Origin of the sequence: Calothrix sp. FACHB-168, from assembly GCF_963889195.1 — a bacterium.
Taxonomy (GTDB): Bacteria; Cyanobacteriota; Cyanobacteriia; order Cyanobacteriales; family Nostocaceae; genus Aulosira; species Aulosira anomala_A.
Genome location: NZ_CAWPNJ010000036.1, coordinates 41,318 through 64,804, shown reverse-complemented (window position 1 = coordinate 64,804; position 23,487 = coordinate 41,318). Strand labels below are relative to the sequence as shown.

Here is a 23,487-nt window from a genome sequence, read left to right as displayed (position 1 = left end):
AATATTTGTAGTGCGGGCAGCGTTCGACTGAGCGCTCACGCCGAAGTCTTGCCCGCGCGAGCAAGATGCTCGCACTACTTATTTTTACTTAATGCCTAAATGGAAATATGCAGTTATATCTGCCAAAATTTCCACAACTTTCTAGATTTACCGATTATTAACCAGGCTAGGCTATTTATACTTGCAGCCAAATTCCTTGTCTTCTCCAAGTTTGCTCTAGCAAAAATTTCTCTAACATTTGTGGAGAAATAATGGACTTTTGTACTAATATTTCCCCTAATTTTTGCTGAGTCAGGGCTTGCTCTTGTAATGCTTGTGCTAATTGAGTAGGTGAAATCTTTTTGCTTTCTAGCAATAGCGCACCTAGGCGAAAATTCTCTTGGGCTAGCTGTTTTTCTAATGTAGCCAGAGCAATTAATTTTTTTTCCCAGTTTAAAGCTGTAGAGACAATGGTTGCTAAACTGTTATATTTGGGTTCCCAACCTAAGATATTGCGAATTTTATCAGAACTAGCAACCACACAAGCTGGATCGCCTGCGCGGCGTTGGTGTTCAATTACAGGAAAGTCTACTCCAGAGATTTTCTGTACCATCTTTAAAACTTCGCGCACGCTATAGCCTTGGCCATAGCCACAGTTGAATATTTGACTCTCATTTCCTGCTTCTAGATAGCGCAATGCATCTACATGGGCTGTAGCTAAATCTTCTACATGAATGTAATCTCTAATTCCAGTTCCATCTGGGGTGGGAAAGTCGGTGCCAAAGATACTGACGGAGGGACGACGACCTAGAGCTGCATCACAAGCTACTTTAATTAAGTGTTCGGCTTTTTTTGCAGATTGACCTAATTTTCCGGTGGTATCTGCACCGGCGACGTTAAAGTAACGTAAGATTGCGTATTTTAATTCTGATGCTTGTGCAAAGTCTTGAATAATTTGTTCGCTCATCAGTTTGGAGCGACCGTAGGGGTTCATGGGTTTGGTCGGTGATAACTCTGTGACTAGATTGTCTTCAGGTTGACCATAAACAGCAGCTGTACTGGAAAAAATTATTTTTTTAACATCAAATAATTGACAACAACGTAATAAATTTAGGGTGTTAGAAGTATTATTACTATAGTAGTCAAGAGGTTTGACTATTGATTCTGGTACAGATAGATAGGCGGCGAAATGCAAGACTGCATCAAATTTATGTTGACTAAAAGTTTGAGCTAATAGTTTTTGATCGTCAAGGCTACCAATAACTAATTCTCCATAGATAACTGATGCAGCAGAACCACTAGAGAGATTGTCATAAACCACTACATCATAACCAGCTTCTCCCAGTTGACGGACGGTGTGGGAGCCGATATAACCAGCGCCTCCGGTTACTAATACTTTTTTAGACATTGTTTTCTACCTGAATGAAAGGAAACATAATTTTTTAAGCCAATCAATAACTTTTTCTATTTATGCATTAAAAATTTGGCTAGAAGGCAAATTGTTTACCTTCTATGCCAAAATTTTGTTTCAACAGCAGATTATCAACCAATCACTTATATTATTCTAGTATTCAGCGTTTTTTTATTGCATCTCTAGAAATTTAGGTTATAGTAGCAATTTTTGAGCAATAAATTGAAATTTTACTCCAATTTGAGATTAATTTTAATTTGGTTGATATCATACATCTATTGTCTTATGTAAATACTTATTAGACCATAAACTACAGGTAAATTTTTCAGTGTTTGTTTTTTGATTTTGTGTTGAAAATACAAATTATATGTTATTTCATCAGCAAAAAATTATCCTGCTCTTCACAATATTTTTGTGGATTTTATGCTATTGCTTTTCAGCATTATTATTTTCTACTTTTAGGAGAACATTGAACTATGTTAAGTATTGTTTAAGTAAGTTGTATTAAAATTAGTCTTGGCAGTTTTCATAATATCAATTGCCGCTATTCAACATATTACAATTCATATAAAGAATCAATAAACTATCTATAAAGTATTCGTTAAGAGCAGTGAAAATACTAACTTGACTTTCTTCAGATTTTCCTCATTTTTTTGTGGATGCTTGCCTTTGAACAGCTAATTAGCATGTTGTAATCAAGCTGATAGCACCAACATAGTAAGACTTTGAGAAATTTTAAAAACTATTATGAGAAGACTTTTGCATCGGTTTTCATGATAGCTTTATTAATATTATTGACTAATCAATTTATAATCATTCAGGTGCCAATACTAGCCTAAATTTGGACATTGGGCGCTGTGACAGTCAAATTTGCTGTTAACTGATTTTAGGCTGGTGAAATTTCAATATAGATTGATGTAAATAATTGTGATATTTCTGCAAACTGTTATTTTTGATGTACTCACTACTATATGGGTAGTGATGTTGTTTGTAATTGTCTTTATTTGGCTACCCAGCAAAGTTTTTATTTTTCCAGATAAAATGTCTTGGGCTAGCCGCATAGTTAGTAGCTGGTCGCGAATAGTGCTAGTTACTTTATTTGGGGTTTGGCTGCTGAGTGCGTTGCACTTGTTTAGCTGGTTTACGCTGGTATTTTTATATGGTGGTTGTTTTTTACTGCGCTGGTTACATCACCATAATTGGCGCTTCAGAAAACAGTTACAACTAATCAATCAGAGGGTAGGATGTATTGTTTTAGATGCACTAGATCAAGGCTTTTTACCAAAAATTCGGCAGCTTTGGCAGAGAATTCTCCAATTTGGGAAAGAAGAATTGGCGATGGTGGAGAAATTAATCGCGATCGCACTTTCACAAAATATCCTAGAGGTGCTACTGCTCGCTGTAATTCTGACTTTTGCTGTATTACTGCGGTTTGAGCATCCTTTACGAGAACTGCGGTTTGGTAATCCTGATAGTTATGGGGTGTTACTAGCTACTAGACAAATTATCGCTGGGGATTGGCCGGGACAGATTCACTCTTTTCCTACATTGTCTACTTTAGGGAGTGTCTTATCTCTGTTAGGTGCGGTTGATGCTATGCAAGTTATCCGCTTTCTTAACCCTTTGTTAGGTTGTCTGTTGGTGTTAAGTGTTGGCTATAGTCTGGGCGTAATTTCTCAAAATAGAACAGCAGGCTTTGGTGCTATGTATAGCTTAGGGGCTTATCTGTTCACTTCTCATCTAGAACTATCTCAGGTGACGCCCCTATGGTTACAGCAATGGCTGACAACGGTGACAGAAAGTTTAAATTCCTCCTTAATTCGTCAATGGGCTGGGGGTAACTTAGAAATAGGCGCGATATTTCTAGTTTTAGGATTAGCACGAGGTTGGGAAGCATCAAGAAGTCTACACCGTCGAGATGCTGTGATTGATACAGTTTGTTGCTTGACGATTGTAGCGATCGCTAAACCCACCTTATTAGTTTTGGCATTAATTGGCGGTATGAGCTTTTTCTTTGCTGGAAGATTAGCACTGACTGTCATGACTATTAGTTGGATATTGTTGGCTTTAGTCTCTGCTTTACCGGAAAATCCTTTAGGATGGGAAAGCAGTTTTTTAGTGACACTTCCTGTAGGACTAAGCTGGCTGTGGGGATTGATGTTAATCCCTGTTAGCTGGTTGCTGAGTCTGTTACTGGGTTTATGGTCAGAAGTTACCTGCTTGATTTTAGTATTTGCGATCGCAGTTAATTTTTTGTTGCCAAATCCGCCCAAACTTAGTTATCTAGAATACGAGATGGCTGCACGTAAAACCCTAGAACTAAGAGCCAGATTCCCCATCAAGCGTTGGTTAATTGTGGCTCCTGTTGAACAACTGGCAGAAAGTTATGGTGCAGGTTGGTATGAGGATTTGGGTTTATTTGTCGAAAAGTATGCTGCTAAAGTTAGCAATCCTGATTTTCATTTTCGTTATTCCGTCGAAAATATGTTTATCTTGGTGGAAAAACGACCATTGGCGACGGGAATTAGCGAAAATTACACACTTCCCTATTCGGTTTTATCTGACCCTACCTATCGTAATTATCGTTCGTCAGCTGGGCGTGGGAGTTTAGAATTTACGGCTTTGCAGTTGTGTGAGACTTATCGTCACCTCCATGAGAAAGATGTGGCTATTTATTATGAGGATCGGGATTTGAGAATTTATCAAATTCAGGTTCCTGAAGATCAGCTCCCTAAATAGGGCGATGCAATTAAAAATAGCTGGTTAAGGCTGTCAACAGTCAACAGTCAACAGTCAACAGTCAACAGCTATATTTTTTGATTTAAGGAACGAATATGGTTTACTTGTTCTTCCCAGTAGGAGGGTAGGCTATTCCAAGGATCTTTGTCGGGATTATCGGGACTATCATCTGTGATATAGATATATTGGATGTTGCGCGCCACTGCTTGATTGATATGTTGTTTCATGGTGGCTGCATCAGGGACAGAGTGAATTAAACAAGAAAAATGCTTGGCTGCGTAATCTTTGATATATGACTGAGGCTGGTATTGATTCCAAGCTTTGGAATAATTTTCAAAAATTACTAAATTATCGCCAGCTGGTCGAGTTAGATAACCTTGATCGGTTTGAGTTCCTTGGTTGAGTACAACCATTTGCAATTTAGGCTGAGTTTTAATATGTTTGTAAATTTCCTGATAATAGTCGAGTTTATCTGCTCCACTGGCGGCTTCATCTAAGAAAATTCCATCAAGATGAAAGTGTTTAGCGTAGATATCAATATCGGCTTTGACTTGATTAATATTGCGCTTACCGTAATTTGTGGCTACATAACCCAGGATTGTCACACCTCCTTGTCTGAGGTCTTGAATTCCTCTGGCGTAGTCTCTGTTGGGGGGGCCATTATCGGGGCCGTTATTAGGATTAATGATGGCGGTAATTGGTACTTGTTTGGCTGCTGCTGCAACTTGCGGCCAAGTGTAAGTTGGGGGATTGTACCAGGTAGGATAGGAATAGAGGGGAATGAGAATTTTAGTTTGAGCTATAGCAGTTTCTGGCTTGATGGCACTGCAAGCAAGTGTTGCTGTCAATAAGGTACTCATGATTAATTTGTGGGATTTGTTAGAGACGCGATTAATCGCGTCTGTACAATTGTTATTTGTCATGGTTTTTACATAGAAGATGCGATCGCCAATTCTTTTTTGGGTGTTGTGTCTTTTCTTACTCGCTGTGTGAGATGGTAATAAGTATCTAGGTGGGCATCTAAGAATTTTTGCTGTGTAAATAGATTTATGGCGCGTTCATAGGCTCGCTGACCGAATTTTCGTCTTTCTTCTTCAGGTAATTCGAGTAGCTGTAAAATTGCCGCAGCTAGGGCTTGTGGGCGATGGGCTTGCACCATCAATCCAGTATCACCTAATGCTTCATTGACACCACCCACATCAGTAGAAACAATGGTAGCACCCGAAAGCATAGCTTCAATCAGGGCGTAAGGGAAACCTTCGGAAATACTCGACATTGCGACAACATCGGCTTCACTGTATGCACGCCAAGGTTCGCTGGTAAAGCCGGCGAAGTTGATATTGTCTTCTAATTTATGGGTGCGTACCAGTTCTTGACATTGGGCAAAATACTTTTCATCGGAAGGACGCCCATAAAAGCGAAATTCTACATTAGGGATTCTCTCGCGGACAATAGCGGCGGCGGCGATTAAATCTAGTTGTCCTTTGAGGGGGAAAATCAAGCCCATGTTCATGACTTGAGGGCGTTCTTTTGTCACTGGCGGGGTAGGATGATAAATATTCGGATCGGCTCCGTTATAAATCACCTTGATTTTATGGTCGGGGATACCCCACCAACGCTCCCAACGAGCATTGTATTCGCACACGGGAGAAACTTGATCGGCGTAGTGGTAGTTAACTTTAACTACGGCTCCCATTAAACGATATAAAAATTGTCGGACAAAGAGGGAGGGAATACTACGGTTTAAGTTGAGATACTGCTCTCGGATATTGATACCATGTTCTGTCAGGAGATAGGGCGTACCTCGTTCTAATTTGGCAATGACACAAGGTAAGCTACAAAAACCAGCAGATGAGGCATGGGTGAGATCGGTTTGGGGAACAGGGATATGAATGGGGATCAGAAACCGATAAAGTAGGCGCATGGCCTCCGTCTGTTCTAGAAGGGTGACGGTAGCCGGATTAACTAACGGATGCCAATGAGTAGAGGTTAATTTTTGAAAAGTTGACCATACCTGTTTTGACTCCATTGTTTTGTGGTAGTCATAACGCTGAAAATATTTATAAATGGCTAGGATGAGGTAGCCTAATTTTTCAATATCTGCTTGGCCAAAGAGGATGGCTGTTAGAAAACTCTCAAATAAAGGGATAAATTGGCTGGAAATTACTCTATTGGTAGTGGCGATTTTGCTTTTGAAGGCTTGAGAAAAGGGAAAGCGCCAAGAGTATTCTACAGGGTCTTCTGTTCCCCACAAGGGGACTTTAACTAGTTGCTTGATATTATCTGGTAATTTATAGCGTAACTCTAGGTAGGGGTTAGCTGCGATCGCCAATACATGAAAATCTATCTCTGGTAGTTGGCTGATTAAAACATCGCACCAGGTACTAACACCACCTTTATGATACGGATACGTCCCTTCCGTAGTTAATAATACAGAGAGTTTCTTCATCAATATTACTCTTTTAAAAACTGGATAGATGCCATTTGCCCCACTAGTAAAGCATCTTCAGGATTTTCAAACTGGATCTCAACACTGTGATTCATATTCTCTGCGGGTATAGGATTAATCGTGATGATTTTTCCTGTAAATTTCTGCGCAGTTTTACCGACACCGACTTTCACAGTGGCTTTTTGCCCTGGACGTAGAGCATTAATGATGCGCGCATTCACCAATACTTCCACGTTGAGGTACTTAAGTTGAGCCAATTCTAAGAGGGGATTGCCAGTAAAGATTTGATCGCCTATCTTGACTGGTAGTTGTACCACTACGCCTGATGTTGTTGCCTTGACTATGGTATTTGTCGATGGCATTTGTCGTTGGAATAGCTGAGTTGCTTGTTGCCGAATTAATTTTAATCGTTCGGTGGCTTGTTGCGATTCTAAACGCAGATTTTTTAATTGTTGCTCTAGTTCTTGGCGCTTGAGTTTTTGTTGTTCTAGGGAAACTTGACGCTGTAACTGAGATTTTTGCTTTTTGGCGCGTTCTAAATCGTTTGCAGTAGCCGCAGCAGTTATAGCTACTTGATAATCTGCTTTAGCGACTTTCATATCTGCTTCTGCTTGTTCTAGCTGATCTTTTGCGATCGCACCTTGTTGATATAGTTGTCCGAACCGTCGCACTCGTGATTGCGCTCTTTCGTATATGGCTTTGGTTCTTTCTACCGAATCTTGTCTCTGGGGTAAAGGCAGTTTATCAGCTTCGCTCTGCGATAAGGATAGCTCTAAATCTGCATCGGCTATCTTTTCAGCTAGAGGGGATTCGTTTTGCTTGATATCGCTGATTTTCTGTTCCCAGATAAATACTTTTTGTTGCGCTGCTTGCTGTTGTTGGAGTGCTGCTTGTTCTTGTTGCAGCAGGCTTTGGCGTTGTTGCAAAATTTGTTCAATTTCTCTGTCACCCTCTGGATTTTTCACCACCATCAGGGGTTGATTGAGTTGTATGCGATCGCCAATATTGACATTAATCTTTTCTACTACTGAAGGGCTAGAAGCGGCGATTTTGACTATCTTTGCGGGCTTTACTTTACCGCTAAATTCTGTACCTATCAAGGCTGATTGCTGTTGTAAGTAGCTCAAAGATGGTAACGGCGTTCTCAAAGCTTGGCGGATCAGATATATACCAGTTGTCCCGCCTACAGCAATCATGAGTAAGATTAATAATTGCTGCCAACTTATTTGTTTAGGTGATGGGGGATTGGCTTCAGTGGGAATCTCTTTTTGCTTGCTTGGTAGTAGGGTTAAGTTTCCGGCTGACTTGAGGTGAGATGAAGCAGGTAAACTGAGTCTTCTCTCTGCCGCAGGAAGTTTGACAGCAGATTCTTCATAAGCTGAGTTTGCAGAGACTGAACTAGCTACGGGAACTTTTACCAGGGATTCTTCGGGAAAATGAGCTTCTAACTCACTATAGCTTTCACAAAAAAAGCGCATGGAATCGCGAAATTCCTCAGTTGATGCATCTTTAAGCAAATAGCCCATTGCTCCCGCATCTAAGGCTTCATGAATATATTCGTCGCTATCGTCACTACTTAACAACAAAACTTTGACTAGTGGAAATCGCTGACAGATAGTCTCAGTCACTCGCACTCCATCTAAGCGGAGTGAATCTATATCTATCAGGACTATATCAGGCTGTAAAGTAGCTACTTGTTCAATCGGATTTTTCCCTTTTGGAGTCTTAGCGATTACTTGTAAATCCAACACTGGATCTAGTAGAGCTTCCAAGTATCTTCTAATACAATTTTGGTCATCAACCAGCAATACACTAACCATGTAGATATATAGGTGCTTTCACTAAAAGTGTGTAAATAATTCATTGTTTTTTGGGGTGCAAAATTGAGATATTATGTTATTAATTAACAACACTTCCCTATCTAGATTTTGGTTAAATTTGTATATCACCCCATTAACATTACGTACAATTTAATCTCTGATAATAATAATTTTTGGCAGAGAATATAGACAATTATATATACTTAAGTAGCTCGATGTAAGAAGAATTAGTAAAGATTGCTGATGTATAATTGTCAATTCTGTGTTGACGTTCAATTAGAGTGTTACTTGCTTTCTGCAGCTATTGCTATGTATCTTTAAAACTGCTGAAAGTCTATGCCTATCAAGTATTCAGGTAAATTAGATTACACCAAATACTCTAATTTTCAGTCAAGCTGATGCTCAATATCTTGGAAATTTTGCATATCTAATTGCCCCTGATAGAGATTTTGTGACACCGAGTGACTTTATTGATTATTTAATCGTTAAAAATTAAGTGCCAATAGAAAAAGTCAGCATCGTTTGGATTTTAACATGAAGTTACTTTATTAAATTAGTAATAACTTTAAAAAGTTAGTAGATATGTAAGTAATTAGTCAATCGCTTTACTAAAGTGTGTGAAAATTCCGGATTAATTTCAGGTTAAAAATTGCGATCGCTTTTCCACTTATCACATCATCTTGTCATTTAATTATGACAAGATAATATATAAAAAAATGACCAATGATCATTAGTCATTGGTCATCAACTTAGCAAGAGTGCTGACTACCCTCTTGACAAATACTAAATGTCAAGAATTATTTCAAAAAATTCACAGAAATTCTTTGATAAACATCACAGTTGCATAGAATTGAAAGTCAATATTTTTCTTCTTGCTAAATCCGTGTCCTTCATCCTTAGCCATCAAATACCATACGGGAACTTGATTCTTTTTGACTGTAGCAACAATTTGTTCGGCTTCATTGAGAGGAACGCGGGGGTCATTTTGACCGTGAATCACGAATAAAGGCTTCTGAATGCGACTAGCATTATTTACTGGGGAGATTTTCAGCAAGAATTCGCGCATTTTGGGATCGCGTTCATCACCGTATTCTACCCGCCGCAAATCGCGCCGATAACCTTCGGTTTTTTCCAGAAAGGTGACGAAGTTAGAAATGCCGACTATATTAATCGCCGCACGGATGCGTCCACTATATTTAGTAGCAACAGCTAAGGACATATAACCGCCATAACTTCCACCTGTGACTAAAATTCTGTCTTTATCTAAATCTGGTTGGGTTGCAATCCAGTCTAACAATGCACCGATATCTTTCACCGAGTCTTCTCGTTTATAGCCATTATCCAACTGCAAGAAGGTTTTACCGTAACCACTGGAACCTCTAACATTGGGATACAGTATGGCAATGCCTAATTCGTTGAGGTAATAGTTACTCTGCCCTAAAAATGATGGACGAGACTGGGCTTCTGGGCCGCCATGAATGTTAATAATGACTGGGCGTTTACCTGTAAACTTAGCGGGAGGACGATACAAAAAGCCGGAGATGCTTCTGTTATCGAAACTTTGCCAGCGTATTAGCTGGGCTTCGGGGAAATTTTCGGTATTTAAGCCGCCTGTCTCGCTTTCTGTCCAGCGTTCGATTTTGTTGGTGATAATATTTAAGGAGTAAACATCGGCGGGTGTGCGCGAAGAAACTAAGGTAAAGCCTAAATCTTGGTTGTTGCGATGCCAACTGACACCATATATATTACCTACTGGTAACTTTGGTAGTGGCTTTTCTTTACCTGTGGCTGTGTCCAACAAATGTAATACACTCGCCCCATCTTCATTGGTAACAAAGGCAATGTGTTTACCATCATCAGACAAGTCGAAGTCTTCAACGTTCCAAGGGATATGACTGGTGAGATATGTATGCTGGATTGTAGCTAAATCAATGTATGCTAACCGCGAAAATTCAAAGTCGCGATCGGTGATGACATACAAACCCTTACCATCTTTACTAAATACACCGCCATAATAGGCGACTTTTTCCTTACCGCCTTTGGGTGTGATGAGTTTCTTCTCGCCTGATTGGGTATCGATGAGCCACAGATAGCTTTCATTGGCAGAAATATATTCCAGTGCCAAAAATTGGCGATCGCTTGGTGACCAGTCTATACCACCCCAGCCACCGCCTTCAACTTGTGTTAATAGGCGATCGCTTTGCGGATTTTGCGGATTGATAATGTAAAAATCATTATCTTTACCCGTGCGTCTAGTAGAAGTGTAGATCATGCGATCGCCTTTATTTGACCACACACCCCGGCTATTTTTCGACTTTCCATCAGTCAACAGGGTAATTTCTCCCGTTGCTAAGTCATAACGGTAATTTTGGTTAAATTCATTACCACCAGTATCTTTACTAAAGATAAAGTAATTACCCTCAGTCGGTTGAAAACTACCACCACCGACTCGTTCCGGGAAGAATGTCAACTGCTTGCGACTCCCCAGGGGAAATTTAACTAAGTGGATTTGCGGTACATCAGCAAAGCGTGTAGAAATCAACATTTCCCGGCGACTGGGATGCCAACTAGCAAGACTAGCCGCGCGAAACTGGGTATAGCGGTTTACCGATTCTGCTAGGGATGCAGGTATTTGGGGGATACCTTCAGTAACTAGGTTCTCGCCTGGATTAACCGGAGGATTTTGTGCAGAAACCATGAGAATAGGTAGTAGCAATACTGCAATGAAAGTAATGAAAAACTTGGAAAAAAATCGCATTCGCCGCATCTGGCAGATTTTCACAGCAAAATAATGGTATTCATGGGTGGGATTACCCAAAAGTAAGAATACCCGGTTTTTTCTGCTTCTGGCAATTTTTTAAATTCCGCGATCGCGTTCTAATTCTGTGATTACTTTTTGTAAATACCACTCTTCTGGCATTTGCGGATAGTTATCTTTTTTCTGCTGAATTAATCTTTGAGCTATTTCCCATTGTCCGCCAACTAGACGTAACAATCGCTGGCGGAGCAGATTATATTTTTGCTGTTTCGTTTCGGGGAGTGATTTTTGAATTTTATTCAGACTATCTAAAACTAATTTATAGTTATCCCAGTCTTCTTTTTCGAGAAAAATACTAGCAGCTTTTTGATAATTTTCTATAGCCTGTTGCATATCCTCTAAATGTGTATGGGCAATCCCGCGATTATAATAAGCTTGGGCATCGTTGGGATTAATTTGGATTGCTTGCGAATAGTCTTGAATTGCACCCAAATAATTGCTCATAGCGCGATAAGCATTACCTCTAGCCACATAAACTAAAGCGTCTTGGGGTTCAGTTTGCAACGCTTGGTTAAAGTCTGCGATCGCGCCTTGATAATCGCCTAATAAACAACGGGCTTTACCTCGGTTACGATAGACAATAGCATCAACAAAATTTAATTTAAGCGCTTGATTAAAATCCGCGATCGCTTCTTGATATTTACCCATTTTGCAATTTACTACCCCTCGACAGCAATAAGCTTGTGCATCTTGGGGATCGGCTTGTAATACCCAGTTTAAATCTGCGATCGCTTCTTCAGTATCTCCCTTTTCTGCCTTATCTAATAGTTGCCTAAAATATTCCTGTGGGGATGTGATTTTTATAGCCGGAGAATTAGCTGGTGTAACGGCTGGTTTTGCTGGTGGTTGTAGTTGTTTAATTTTTTCCAAACACAGACGACAATTTTCTGCATCCTTTTGCTGGAGATATAATTCAGCAGCTTGTTTAAAATTTGCGATCGCATCATGAAGATACCCTTGTTTGCGCCGCACCATCCCCCGTAAGCTGTAAGCTGCGGCATAATGGGAATTAAGGCGAATTGCACGTTCAACATCTTCCAACGCGCCAGGTAAATTTTTTAACGCCACCCTAGCCAAGGCGCGAGAGTAATATGCTTCCACACTTTCCGGGTTTAGCTTGATGACTTCGGTGTAATCGGACACAGCTTGGAGAATTGCCCCTGAGTCATAATATGCCAATCCCCGTTGAAAATAAGCCTCTGGAAAATCAGGTGTCTGCTGTAAAGCCAGATTAAATTCCGCAATTGCGCCAGCGTAGTCTTTTTGTTTAGCTTTTTCCAAACCTTGATTATAGAATTCGTTACTCATGGCTTTTATTTAGTTATGACTATATTAGGTATTCACGGTGACTCTAGCTCATTTCCTATGTTAGTACTGCTCTACTCACCACAAGTGTAATTTTCATATTCTCTATCAATCTCTCTGACTTAGCGTTTTCTCTGGGAGACGCTACCCGCAGGCAGTTATTGTGATTATAAAAACCCATGAAAATCAGAACTATTACTACAGGAATTTCGCTGCAATCTCCTGAAGATGCAGAAAAAATTAAACAAGCTGCTGAATTTAACCAACAAGCAAAGGATATTTTTACTCAACAAGGCTATGAAGTGCAAACAACAAGAATAGCCACGAATTCTTGGGAAGAATATCTGCAAGGTTTATCTCAGAATGAAATAATAAATCAAATTCAACGCTTAGAAGAAATTTGTCAAAATCTCAATTTAAGTTTTTTCAATATCGGTTATGCATCTCAACCGAAAACTATCGCTTTAATTCCCGAAATTAACAAACAAACCTCAGTAATTTATTGTTCGAGTAAAATTGGCGATCGCGCAACGGGAATTAACTTAGAAAATGCCTTAGAATCAGCTAGGGTAATTAAGCATATTTCCCAAGATAGCGAAAATGGTTATGGAAATTTTCGCTTTTGTGCTTGGGCTAACTGCAAACCAGGAATCCCATTTTTCCCCACATCATACCATCAAGGTGAATCAGCATTTGCCATTGGCTTAGAGTGCTGCGATTTGTTAACTCAAGCATTCTCTCAAGCTGATGATATACCAACAGCAGAAGCAAAACTAAAAATATTATTAGAAATGGAGTTAAAGCAAGTTGCAAATATTGCCGAGATTATATCTGATAAATTTGCAATTACTTTTCTAGGAATTGATACTTCCCTTGCACCATCATTAGATAAAAATAACAGTATTGCTTTTGCCTATGAAAAGCTTATGCAAGGTAAATTTGGACAACCAGGAACTTTAGCAATTTCGGGAATGTTAACTCGTGTTTTAAAAAATGTATCAGTAAAAATCTGTGGCTATTCTGGTTTGATGCTTCCTGTTTGCGAAGATGTGGGATTAGCTACAAGAGCTAATGAAAAGACTTATGATATTACCAATTTGTTACTGTATTCAGCAGTTTGTGGTTGTGGATTAGATACAGTTCCCATTCCTGGCGATATTTCTATTGAAAAAATTGCTGCCATCTTAATTGATATGGCTACTCTCGCGATTAAGCTAGATAAACCTCTATCAGCTAGGTTATTTCCTATTCCAGGTAAAAAAGCTGGAGAAATGACGGCTTTCAATTCTCCATATTTAGTAGATTGTCAAATATTTGCGGTAGATTGAAGAGGGTATATAAATTTTCGTGGAGATGCGATTATTTTTAATGAAATGAACCGCCAAGAACGCCAAGTGCGCCAAGAAAGAGAGAAATGAAAAAGTAGATTTTTCTAACTCTTACTCTCTGCGCCTCTGTCTTGAAAAGTTCTGATCGGAGGAAACCTCCGCTCAGACTTTTCGCTGCGCCTCTGCGTGAGATAAAAATTAATATTCCAATGCCCCATGCCCTATGCCCCATGCCCCATTACTATAAATTAAGAGTGCGTTAACCTATGGCATAACACACCCTTAATGAAAATGTTTGGTTTTACTTGTAAATAGTATTAATTAATCAGCAAACTAGGAGAAGTTAATACAAATACATCCCTTGTTCCTAAAGTATCAGTCTCTGGTTTAATGGGAGTAGTAAAGTGGAAAAATTCATGGTCGTTGACTAATAAAAGCTCGCCGGGATGTAAAACTTTACTAAAAATGGGCTTTTCTTTCTTACCAGTATATAAATGTGTTTCTCCGCCTTGAATATTGTTTCTATCTACAGAGAAGATACCGATAAAATCTGTACCATCACTATGGATACCTTCAGGTGCAGGATTACCCATATTATCCAGTGAACAGCTAGTTCTAATTTGATGCACTCCTATCTCTGCTTCGGGATGAATTTTGCAAGAATCAGTAAATGCGAAAATCATCTCTTTAAAGATGTCGAGTTCAATCATCGCATCATCTAATTCTGCAAACTCTCTTTTAATATCTCCTACTAATGGGTTGTATTCTTTGCTTTGAAATAAATAACCATGAGGTAGTTTAATTAACTCATCCCCAGCAACGACAAACCGCGATAATCTGCGAGAACGATAATTACCTTTAATATAAGGATCGACAGGCATATCGTTAAAAAATGGTTTAAAACCTTCTAATCTGATGGAATTTACCTTTCTTAAGGTAAAGAGAAAGGCATATTCTAGTTCCGTTATTCCCCGCACTGTTTGCATAGGATTTACCTACTTGCAGATTGCAATCCTCCTAACTTTTTTGATTTTAGGAGGCTGATAAGATCTATTGTATGCTGAGTTTTATTAAACTGTCGTAAAAATAACTACAAAAAATTACAAAATATGGTATGGAGGTTTTGTGCTATTCAAGCAACAGTGCGATCGCACATTGGCTGTTACATTGACCTAAATATTATTACTGAGGCATTTTATTGATGTAGCAACTAAATAAATTAAATTAGATAAATCACTATTAGCCATATTATTGCCTATTCAACATTAAAAAAGCTGGGTAAATGACTACATTAAATTCCCCAGCTTTTATAGATTGCCAAATATTTTAGCTAGATTAATTATTCCGCCAATTTAAAGTCATTAAAAGTTATAAAAAAGATGAATCTGTAGGGTTGCTGCTTCCCTTTTATCATGACAATCTATAGTTTTATTATTTAATACGATTAATGAGAAAGCAAACTAGGGGAAGTTAGTACAAAAACATCCCATGTTCCTTGCTCTGGAATTTCTGGTTTAATGGGAGCAGCATAATGGAAAAATTCATGGTCATTGACTAATAAAAGTTCTCCAGGATTGAGAATTTTACTAAAAATTGGTTTTTCTTTCTTGGCAGTATATAGACGTGTTTCGCCACCGACGATATTATGTCTATTAACGGAGAAGATGCCGATAAAATCTGTACCATCACTATGGATACCTTCAGGTGCAGGATTACCCATATTCTCAGGTGAACAGCTAATTCTAATCTGATGTACTCCTATTTCTGCTTCTGGATGAAGTTTACATGAATCAGTAAATGCGAAAACCAAGCTTTTAAATATATCCAGTTCTATCAACGCATCATCTAATTCGGCAAACTCTCTTTTAATATCTCCCATTAATGGATTGTAATCTTTGCTTTGATAGAAATAACCGTGAGGTAATTTAACTAATTTATCTCCCAAAACTGTAAATCTAGATAATCTTCGCGAACGATAATTCCCTTTAATATAAGGGTCTACAGGTAAATTATTAAAAAATGGTTTAAAACCTTCTAGCTTGATGGAATTTACCTTTCTTAGGGTAAACAAAAAAGCATATTCTAATTCCGTCATTCCCTGGACTGTTTGCATAGGATTTACCTACTTGCAGATTGCAACCCTCCTAACTTTTTTGATTTTAGGAGGCTGATAAGCACTATTGTATGCTGAGTTTTATTAAACTAGCGTGAAAATAAATACAAAAAATGCCAAACTATGGTAAAGAGAATTTCTTCCAAAAGTTGTACTCAAAAAGTAAAAATAGTCATCCTTTAGAGGTAAACTTATCTCTTTGCTGTTACGCGAGAGATTGTCAAAATTATGGATTGGCTTTATCGCTACCCAACTTTATATCCGGGAATTTTACTAAAGCGCTACAAGCGCTTTTTTGCTGATGTACAGCTATTAAATGGTGAAATAGTAACAGCACATTGTCCCAATACCGGGCCGATGACTGGAGTATCTACTGTTGGTAGTGCGGTGCAACTTTCTAAGAGTGCTAATCCGAAACGCAAATTAGCTTACACTTTAGAATTAATTCAAGTGGATGATAATTATCCTACTTGGGTAGGGGTGAATACTGCTTTACCAAATCAGATAGTTAAGTTAGCTTTAGCGAAATATTTATTCCCGGAGTTGGGTGAATATAGTCACATCAAAGGTGAAGTAGTTTATGGACAAGATAAGAAAAGTCGCGTGGATTTTTTCTTAACAGGAAGTGATGGGGAACGTCCAATATATTTAGAAGTAAAAAATACAACTTGGTGTCAAGGTAGTTTAGCCATCTTCCCCGATACAGAAACAACTAGGGGACAAAAGCACTTAAGAGAACTGATGGCTTTGTTACCTCAAAGTCGTGCGGTGATGCTGTACTTTATTAATCGCGGCGATTGTACGGAGTTTGCTCCTGGTGATACTACAGACCCTATATATGGTAAGTTGTTACGGGATGCGATCGCTATCGGTTTAGAAGTATTACCCTGTCGTTTTGATATCTCTCCCGAAGGTATACGCTATTTAGGTTTAGCAAAGCTCAAAATCTGATTCTTAGCTAAACATAAAGATGCACCCAGATAACAAGCATTGCTTATCGGCGTGCATCTATATTGATATCTATTTTTCTGAGTTTAGGGACTTCCAGACATAAATTATCCAAATTCCGAGAGAAGATATTTTGATTTTTCCCCCTGCTCCCTGCCTACACAGTGATAGTATATTTGTTTAGTTGGAAGTCCCTTACTGGCGATTTATCTGAATTAAATCGGTTAAAATGCTATCCAAGCTGCCATTAACTTGAATTTTCTCGATTTTCTCAGCAATTCGCTCTAATACTTCCAACTCCTTCAACCGCAATGCAACGGGGTTATCCTCCATTACCTTAGCCGTATTTAACATACTGCGAGTCGCAGCAGTCTCTTCTCGACGCCGAACTACGTTGGCTTGGGCGGCTTTTTCCGCTTCTACTACTTTGCTCAAAATAGTTTTGATTTCGCCAGGGAGAATAATATCTTTCACCCCAACTGAATCTATTTCAATTCCGTAGTCGGCGATTTTTTGGCGAATGTAGTCAGAAACACTTCTATCAATCGCCCCTTTATCCTCTAGTAACGTATCTAAGCTTCTTTCGCCTACTGCACCACGCAAAGCAAATTGTAATTCTTTGTACAAATAGCTAATAATATCTGATAAGCCATTTTTTGCTCTAAGAGGATCGAGGATACGGAAGCCAGCAGTTAAGTTTAAGCGTAAAGGTACTTTATCCTTAGAAAGGATATCTTGACCAGACACTTCTAGAGTTTGTTGGCGCAAGTCAAAGACTTCCGTTTGAAAGGAACGTCCAAACAACCACCAAGCATGTTTTCCTGGCTGAAGTTGGCTTTGAAATTCTTGATTAATATAGAGCAAGCCAATATGTTGTGTAGGAACTTCGCAAATATGCAGGCTGTTACGGCTAAGACTTAAAGCCTCTGGTAAGCCGGAAACTAACTCTGCAACTAAGCGAGAGGGTAATTTTGCATCATTGCTGATATCAATTACCTCTACTTCTACACCTTGCCAAAACAGCTTGCGGCTACATGGCGCAAGGATGGAAATTACTTTCCCTTGATAGCGGACAATTGCTACTTGCTGATTCTGTAATTGTACTGTTTCACAATAAGCAGATACAAAGTCTGGATGTCTCTCAATTAAGACATCTTCCAAGGGAAAGCTGGGATTAGGTAGAATGCGGCTAAAATTCCGAACAGAGACAACCCTATCAAAGCACCAGAAAGCATAGTCACCTGGTTCTAAAGGTTGGATAAAGTTGTTTTGCACGTACAGTAAGCCAATTTCATATTCGGAAATTTGCAGTTTCTGAATACCAGCTAAGGAAATTCCGCGTAATTTTTGAACAAATTCAGCAGGGATTTCTAAGGTTTCTTCTAAGTTAAATAGATGAGTTTCTACCTCAATAAAACCACGCCAAAAAGCGCGTAATTGGTTAGGTGAAATACTTAACCAATTTTGTCCTAGACGGACTAAAGCTGCTTGGTTAAAGGCTGTACGAACAACTGTTAAGTATTGCTGTAACTCGGAACTGTGATTTTGTAGCAACAGTTCTAAGTTCTCAATTTTAGCTTCTGGTTGGTTCAAATCAAAGGTTTTGACTTGCCAATGCCAACCAAAATAAGTATATGTACCAGGCTGTAAGATTTTTTTGAAATCACTGCGGTGATATAAGATTCCAATTTCGTTAGGTTTAATATAGAAGGTTTTCCAGAAAGAAATTTTCATAGATATTTTAGGTAGTCTGAGCCGACGTAAAAGGTTTAATAAAAACATTTACAACCTGGGATTTTTACTCTGTGCTGCGGAATTTATAGTTTCAATAGTTGTATTTGCAGTTCAGCATGTAATACACATACTACATTATATTTCTTGATGATGCAAATGTAAATGCGATCGCCAAAACAACCCGAAAATGAATATGCAAAAAAATATACCAACAAAATCCCCAAAAAAGGACTTTGTTGGTATATAGATAGCTAAGTAGAGGAATTAACCAACTACGATATAAGGCGAGTTAATCGCCGCTACACGACCGGCATCAACTAAAGCTTGATAAACTAGTGCCGCTACCTCAGCGCGTGTAGCATCGCGGGTAGGATTGAGTGCTTTAGGATTGGGGTAATTAACGATAATTTGCTTGTCTATCGCTTTGGCGACTTCATCCTTGGCGTAGTCGGGAATCTTGGCTTGATCGTCAAATTTGAAAGCGGTTGTAGTATCAGCAGATAATCCCAAGCCATTTACTAGAGAAACTATCACTTGTACACGCTGGATATTTTGGTTGGGTTGGAAGTTACCATTAGGAAAACCAGCGAGAAATAAACCTTGATAAGCTTGCTGAATGACTTTAGCCGCCCAAAAATCTGCTGGTACATCCTTGAATTTAGTAGCCGCACGATTTGGGGAGGGGTTGAAAGCTTTTACTAGTAAGGCTGCATATTGTGCCCTAGTCATTGTCGCATCAGGTTTAAAAGTGCGATCGGGAAAACCGCTAACTATACCCTGTTTGACTAATTCTCGAATAAATGAAGCCGCCCAATGATTAGCAATGTCTGTTAAGTCTGTGGTAGGGGTGGGTGTGGGTGTGGGTGTTGGTGTTGGAGTAGGGGTGGGTGTTGGTACTGGTACTGGCGTTGGTGTAGGCGTTGGTGTGGGGGTGGGTGTGGGGGTTGGTGTAGGCGTTGGTGTGGGAGTAGGCGTTGGTGTGGGTGTGGGGGTGGGTGTGGGGGTTGGTGTAGGCGTTGGTGTGGGAGTAGCAGCAAACTCAATGCTCCCAGAGATTTTAGATGGATCGATTTGATTTCCTACAGATACCAGCTTGTTACTACCAGCATTCTGCAAATCAAATTTACCGTTATTGCGTAAAACATTACCCCCAGGATTACTGATACTGCCTAAATCCGGGAAAGCACTAGCAATGACTGTTAGGCCATCATCGGTATTTTTCTCGCTGATATTGTTGCGTAAAATAGGCCGCGCAGTCCCAGAAACAACAATTCCAGAGCGGTTTTCAGAAATTTTATTATCAACAATTGTCGGGGCTGCGGCATCACTAATGGCGATACCATAACCAGTTTTGGAAAAGGTATTACTTTTAACTTCGCCTTTGGAATTTTTCGCGATGGAAACACCATTAGCCGCATTCGTTGAGAAGACATTACCAACGATGACTGGATTTGCATCGCCAGTAGCAAACACGCCTTCGCGCTTGGAATTAATGAAGGTGCTATTAGCAATTGTCGGCGTACTTGATTCTACCCAAACAGCAGAACCGCGAGTAGCTGGATTTGTGACAGTAACGCCCCGTAGCTGTGAATCATTCAGCATCACAAAGGTGACATTTTGTCCAGCAAATGTCCGGCTGAGGTAGTTACCGCTACCTTCAATTACAACAGAGCTACCTTTGTTAGCTTCGTTACCTACCACTATTACGCCTGATGGTACTGTTAAGGGAAAGACTTCTCCAGTAGTGGCATTGTAAGTACCATCTGCTAGTTGGATTTTACTGCCTAAAGTAGCACCCTTAAGCGCACGAGCGATGGTTTTAAAGGGGGCTTGTTGGCTACCAACGTTGCTGTCATTACCAGACCCTGAATTTACGTAAAAATCTTGTGCCATATTTATACTGCGAAAAAAGACATAGATATACTAACGCTAACCATTAAATTCGGTAGCATTTGCTAAGAATTAAATAGCAACATTGACTTCCAGAGTCTAATGATACATTCCGCAAAAATCAAGAAAAATTTTGGCAGGGTTTTAAATATACCAGTTGGGGAAGTTGGTGCAGTCCTAACTACACTTGGCGAATGATAGGTCTGACCCCCCGGTAGTACAGTTTTTGTCTGCTATATGTGAGGAGATTAATATTATTGGACTTACAACTAAAAAAATATACTATCGCTTTTTTGGCAAGGGGGCAGGGTGCAGGGTGCAGGGGGGAGAAAGAAAGTATTCTCTATGGTAAATTGGATAATTTATTTTCTGAAAGTCCCTAAGATTTTTACCGGGCAGGCACTTCTTAAATTTTGCTAAAATTTTGAGGTTTTCGTGGTAAGAAGTGCACACCCGACATTTATTAAAAAAGGTATGTATTTGACTTATGCTAATTTAAAGAATGTTGGCGGCACATCAATATATTCTAGAGGGCATGGCAATGCAATGCCCCTACAATCTGTGGCATTATTTTTTCAGATTGGTATTATTTTGAGAAATATTTTTTACGTATTTTACTATATATGTTATTTGCCGTTAATTTAATTAGACGTATGTTTGTTAAATCGGGAATATTTTGGGAATGTTGAATTTTATGGTCGAAAAATTCATTTAATTCAGTCACAATCACTTGCAACCGTTTAATAATATTTTCGTATCGATACTCAGCGAAGAAATCTTCAGATAAGGTGGTATTTACAGGCGATTCTAATACTTTTAAAATTCTTTGGATATCAAATTCTCGCGAATATGCTGCAATTTTATGGCAATTAAAGCCAGGGTCTAAGTAATCCGATAATCCGCCATTGATGCTAGAAAATACCTGACAACCACAAGCAAGAGCTTCCATTGGTTGTAAGCCAAATCCCTCAGTTACACGCTGTTGTGCCCAATATTCAGCCGAGTCATAGAGATAAATCTTAGCGCGATTAAATAATCCGGGTAAATCTTCAATAAAGGAATTAGCAACGAATACTTGACATTTTTTCTCTAATTCAGGAATCAAAGATTTCATTAAATATGCTGATGATTTCCTCGCCTGAACTAAAACATCAATATCTCGCTCTAGATGTAAATTTTGAAATTCGTTACTAATTTGATTAGGTAAGTAATAAATTAAAGAGTTAGGAGATTTTTGTCCCCAATACCCCATTGTATTGCGGCTCACAGTAATAATGGGTATATTCCCAGGTAAACTGAATTTGTAACCTGCACTGTGAGCATGATAAACAACGTTATATTGTTGCAGTTTCGCTGCGAGTTTAGCAATATCAAAACCCCAGCTAATGACAAAAATGACATCGGTTAAATTTTTTTGTTGCAGTAAATCGTCCAGAAAAAGTTTACCTGGTTCGCGTTGACGGTAAGTGACAACTTCAGCACTACAAATTTGTTGAGCTAAATGAAGTGTTTTTAACTCTGCCCAAAGCCCACCACAAGCAAATTTATTATCTGTCCCTGGAAGTAAGAAATACAGTTTTCTCATGACTTAACCTCTAAAATGAGCGATCGCATAATGGTAAGTCACTATATTAATGGAAATACTGCTGGGCAGAGCAGAATAGATACTGGGCGGATATTCGCCATCAGCAATCAGCAAAGATACTATACTTGCTCATTAATCCTGCCAATTTACTTTGACAAAATGCGCTTCCCGTCCCCACATATCTTTTGTACGAATAATCTGTGCGATTTTGAGATTAAAGGGAATGGCGGTGGTGAGATAGCGTTGTGCCATAAAACCTAAATCTGGCGCGAGTTCTGCTGCTGTTGTTGCGGCTAACCCTAAACCTATCAATTGTTCGATTGGTCGAAATGGTAACAAAAAATGCACGCCTACAGCTAATCCAGCTGTTAACAACATGGCTACAGATAAATTAGTCCCGCAACGGGGATGAATCGCTAAATCCCCTTCTCCATGAGTCAGGCGATGTAGCGCCAAAGTAACTGCACGCCGTAAATCGCTGATATTTACTTCACCATAAAGGTAAAATCCCTGCTCTGTAGACAAACCGCTTAATAATTCGTTATCAATTTGAAAATTTTTGGCTGCTGTGGGGGAACTAGAGGTGCTGTTAGATTCCCCAAGAAGCCAAACAGTAGCATGTTCTAAAGCGTGAACTTGTCGCAGCAGCAAGATTTCTTTCAATCCGGGAATAAATGATAGCTGTTTGAGTAAATCAGCATCTGGTGTAGATTGGGCAAAATCTCCAGCAGCAACTTTATCTGCTGCGTTGGTAAAGTTTCCTGATAGGGGAACCGTCAAATCAAAGTTAAAAAAGTCAAAGGGAGATGAACCACTTTGAAAGGAAGCAGAAGTATTCATAGAAACACTGCTCCTCAAGCTGATGGAGCAACATAGATTTCTTACAAATGTAGCGCTTGCGGCAAGATATTATTGCTAATTTTTATTGTTCCTTGGGTAAATATCCTATGTACCTAAGGGAAATTTCCTATCGGTAAAGTTGATAAAACCCTTTACCGATAGTGAAAAGACTCCCCTTGACGATTATTAGTCGTCAATCTCGATGATTTTTGGTTGACTGTGCCAATTTTCGATTTTAGATGGCCGATTTTCGATTTTTTGGTTTATGTCCAGCCTGAAGCCAAACAAATCCCAAATTTAAGCACCTTGAGCCAAATAACCTAGTGCTTGGCTCAATCCAAAATCTAAAATCCAAAATCCAAAATCCAAAATTGGTTGACTTGGACGCTCAAAAAGTTGGTGGTAGAAGTTCACACTGATGAAATAAGGCGTGAAGAGCAGAAAACTTATTTAAGCGTCAGATTTGCCCAGGCTGTAAACCAAAAGAACTTGAATGCGATCGCGCAATCAATGATGTACTAATTCAAC

The 23,487-nt window shown here is 39.2% G+C and carries 16 protein-coding genes; 4 read left to right on the top strand and 12 right to left on the bottom strand.

Translation table 11 applies throughout. The features are described 5' to 3' along the window. Positions 1–175 precede the first annotated feature (175 nt). The gene (gene galE, locus AACW45_RS21855; protein WP_190634743.1) at positions 176–1,387 is read right to left on the bottom strand and encodes a UDP-glucose 4-epimerase GalE; all 1,212 of its coding nucleotides are present in this window, start codon (positions 1,385–1,387) and stop codon (positions 176–178) included. 930 nt (positions 1,388–2,317) lie between these two features. Here galE and AACW45_RS21850 point away from each other — a divergent pair. Next, entirely contained in the window at positions 2,318–4,129 is a 1,812-nt protein-coding gene (locus AACW45_RS21850; RefSeq protein ID WP_190634741.1) for a hypothetical protein, read from the top strand. A gap of 68 nt (positions 4,130–4,197) precedes the next feature. On the opposite strand, the gene AACW45_RS21845 is transcribed toward AACW45_RS21850, so the two are convergent. The 5 genes from AACW45_RS21845 to AACW45_RS21825 all read right to left on the bottom strand — a co-directional run bounded on the left by AACW45_RS21845 (position 4,198) and on the right by AACW45_RS21825 (position 12,524). Beyond that, the gene (locus AACW45_RS21845) at positions 4,198–5,052 is read right to left on the bottom strand and encodes a spherulation-specific family 4 protein (protein WP_199331205.1); all 855 of its coding nucleotides are present in this window, start codon (positions 5,050–5,052) and stop codon (positions 4,198–4,200) included. Between the two features lie 5 nt (positions 5,053–5,057). Continuing rightward, positions 5,058–6,578: a GT4 family glycosyltransferase PelF gene (gene pelF, locus AACW45_RS21840; RefSeq protein ID WP_190634739.1), complete on the bottom strand. Its 1,521-nt coding sequence runs from the start codon at positions 6,576–6,578 to the stop codon at positions 5,058–5,060. 5 nt (positions 6,579–6,583) lie between these two features. Continuing rightward, on the bottom strand, positions 6,584–8,398 hold the full coding sequence (locus AACW45_RS21835) for a response regulator (protein WP_190634737.1): 1,815 nt from the start codon (positions 8,396–8,398) through the stop codon (positions 6,584–6,586). A gap of 811 nt (positions 8,399–9,209) precedes the next feature. Continuing rightward, on the bottom strand, positions 9,210–11,096 hold the full coding sequence (locus tag AACW45_RS21830) for a S9 family peptidase (RefSeq protein WP_199331204.1): 1,887 nt from the start codon (positions 11,094–11,096) through the stop codon (positions 9,210–9,212). A gap of 159 nt (positions 11,097–11,255) precedes the next feature. Continuing rightward, complete coding sequence (locus tag AACW45_RS21825) at positions 11,256–12,524, bottom strand: tetratricopeptide repeat protein (protein ID WP_190634734.1); 1,269 nt, start codon at positions 12,522–12,524, stop codon at positions 11,256–11,258. A gap of 176 nt (positions 12,525–12,700) precedes the next feature. Here AACW45_RS21825 and AACW45_RS21820 point away from each other — a divergent pair, with 176 nt between their 5' ends. After that, the gene (locus tag AACW45_RS21820; protein WP_190634732.1) at positions 12,701–13,849 is read left to right on the top strand and encodes a DUF711 family protein; all 1,149 of its coding nucleotides are present in this window, start codon (positions 12,701–12,703) and stop codon (positions 13,847–13,849) included. A gap of 317 nt (positions 13,850–14,166) precedes the next feature. Here AACW45_RS21820 and AACW45_RS21815 read toward each other — a convergent pair whose 3' ends face one another. Then, entirely contained in the window at positions 14,167–14,835 is a 669-nt protein-coding gene (locus AACW45_RS21815) for a 2OG-Fe dioxygenase family protein (RefSeq protein WP_190634731.1), read from the bottom strand. A gap of 458 nt (positions 14,836–15,293) precedes the next feature. Further along, positions 15,294–15,962: a 2OG-Fe dioxygenase family protein gene (locus AACW45_RS21810; RefSeq protein WP_190634729.1), complete on the bottom strand. Its 669-nt coding sequence runs from the start codon at positions 15,960–15,962 to the stop codon at positions 15,294–15,296. A gap of 225 nt (positions 15,963–16,187) precedes the next feature. Here AACW45_RS21810 and sfsA point away from each other — a divergent pair, with 225 nt between their 5' ends. Next, complete coding sequence (gene sfsA / locus AACW45_RS21805) at positions 16,188–16,913, top strand: DNA/RNA nuclease SfsA (protein WP_190634779.1); 726 nt, start codon at positions 16,188–16,190, stop codon at positions 16,911–16,913. Between the two features lie 192 nt (positions 16,914–17,105). Here the strand turns inward: sfsA and AACW45_RS21800 are convergent, their stop codons facing one another. The 4 genes from AACW45_RS21800 to AACW45_RS21785 form a co-directional block, all read right to left on the bottom strand. Further along, positions 17,106–18,644 carry a slipin family protein gene (locus tag AACW45_RS21800; protein WP_190634727.1) on the bottom strand — a complete coding sequence of 513 codons (1,539 nt, stop codon included), beginning with the start codon at positions 18,642–18,644 and terminating at the stop codon, positions 17,106–17,108. Positions 18,645–18,908: 264 nt separating this feature from the next. After that, positions 18,909–20,537 (bottom strand): DUF1565 domain-containing protein, encoded by a 1,629-nt coding sequence (locus AACW45_RS21795; RefSeq protein ID WP_190634725.1) that lies wholly within the window; start codon positions 20,535–20,537, stop codon positions 18,909–18,911. 583 nt (positions 20,538–21,120) lie between these two features. Beyond that, on the bottom strand, positions 21,121–22,119 hold the full coding sequence (locus AACW45_RS21790) for a glycosyltransferase (RefSeq protein ID WP_190634722.1): 999 nt from the start codon (positions 22,117–22,119) through the stop codon (positions 21,121–21,123). 132 nt (positions 22,120–22,251) lie between these two features. Then, positions 22,252–22,959, bottom strand: coding sequence for a DUF6391 domain-containing protein (locus AACW45_RS21785; RefSeq protein WP_190634720.1), 708 nt, complete (start codon positions 22,957–22,959; stop codon positions 22,252–22,254). Between the two features lie 375 nt (positions 22,960–23,334). On the opposite strand from AACW45_RS21785, the gene AACW45_RS21780 reads away from it, so the two are divergent. Beyond that, the gene (locus AACW45_RS21780) at positions 23,335–23,481 is read left to right on the top strand and encodes a hypothetical protein (protein ID WP_190634718.1); all 147 of its coding nucleotides are present in this window, start codon (positions 23,335–23,337) and stop codon (positions 23,479–23,481) included. The last annotated feature ends 6 nt before the right edge of the window (positions 23,482–23,487 follow it).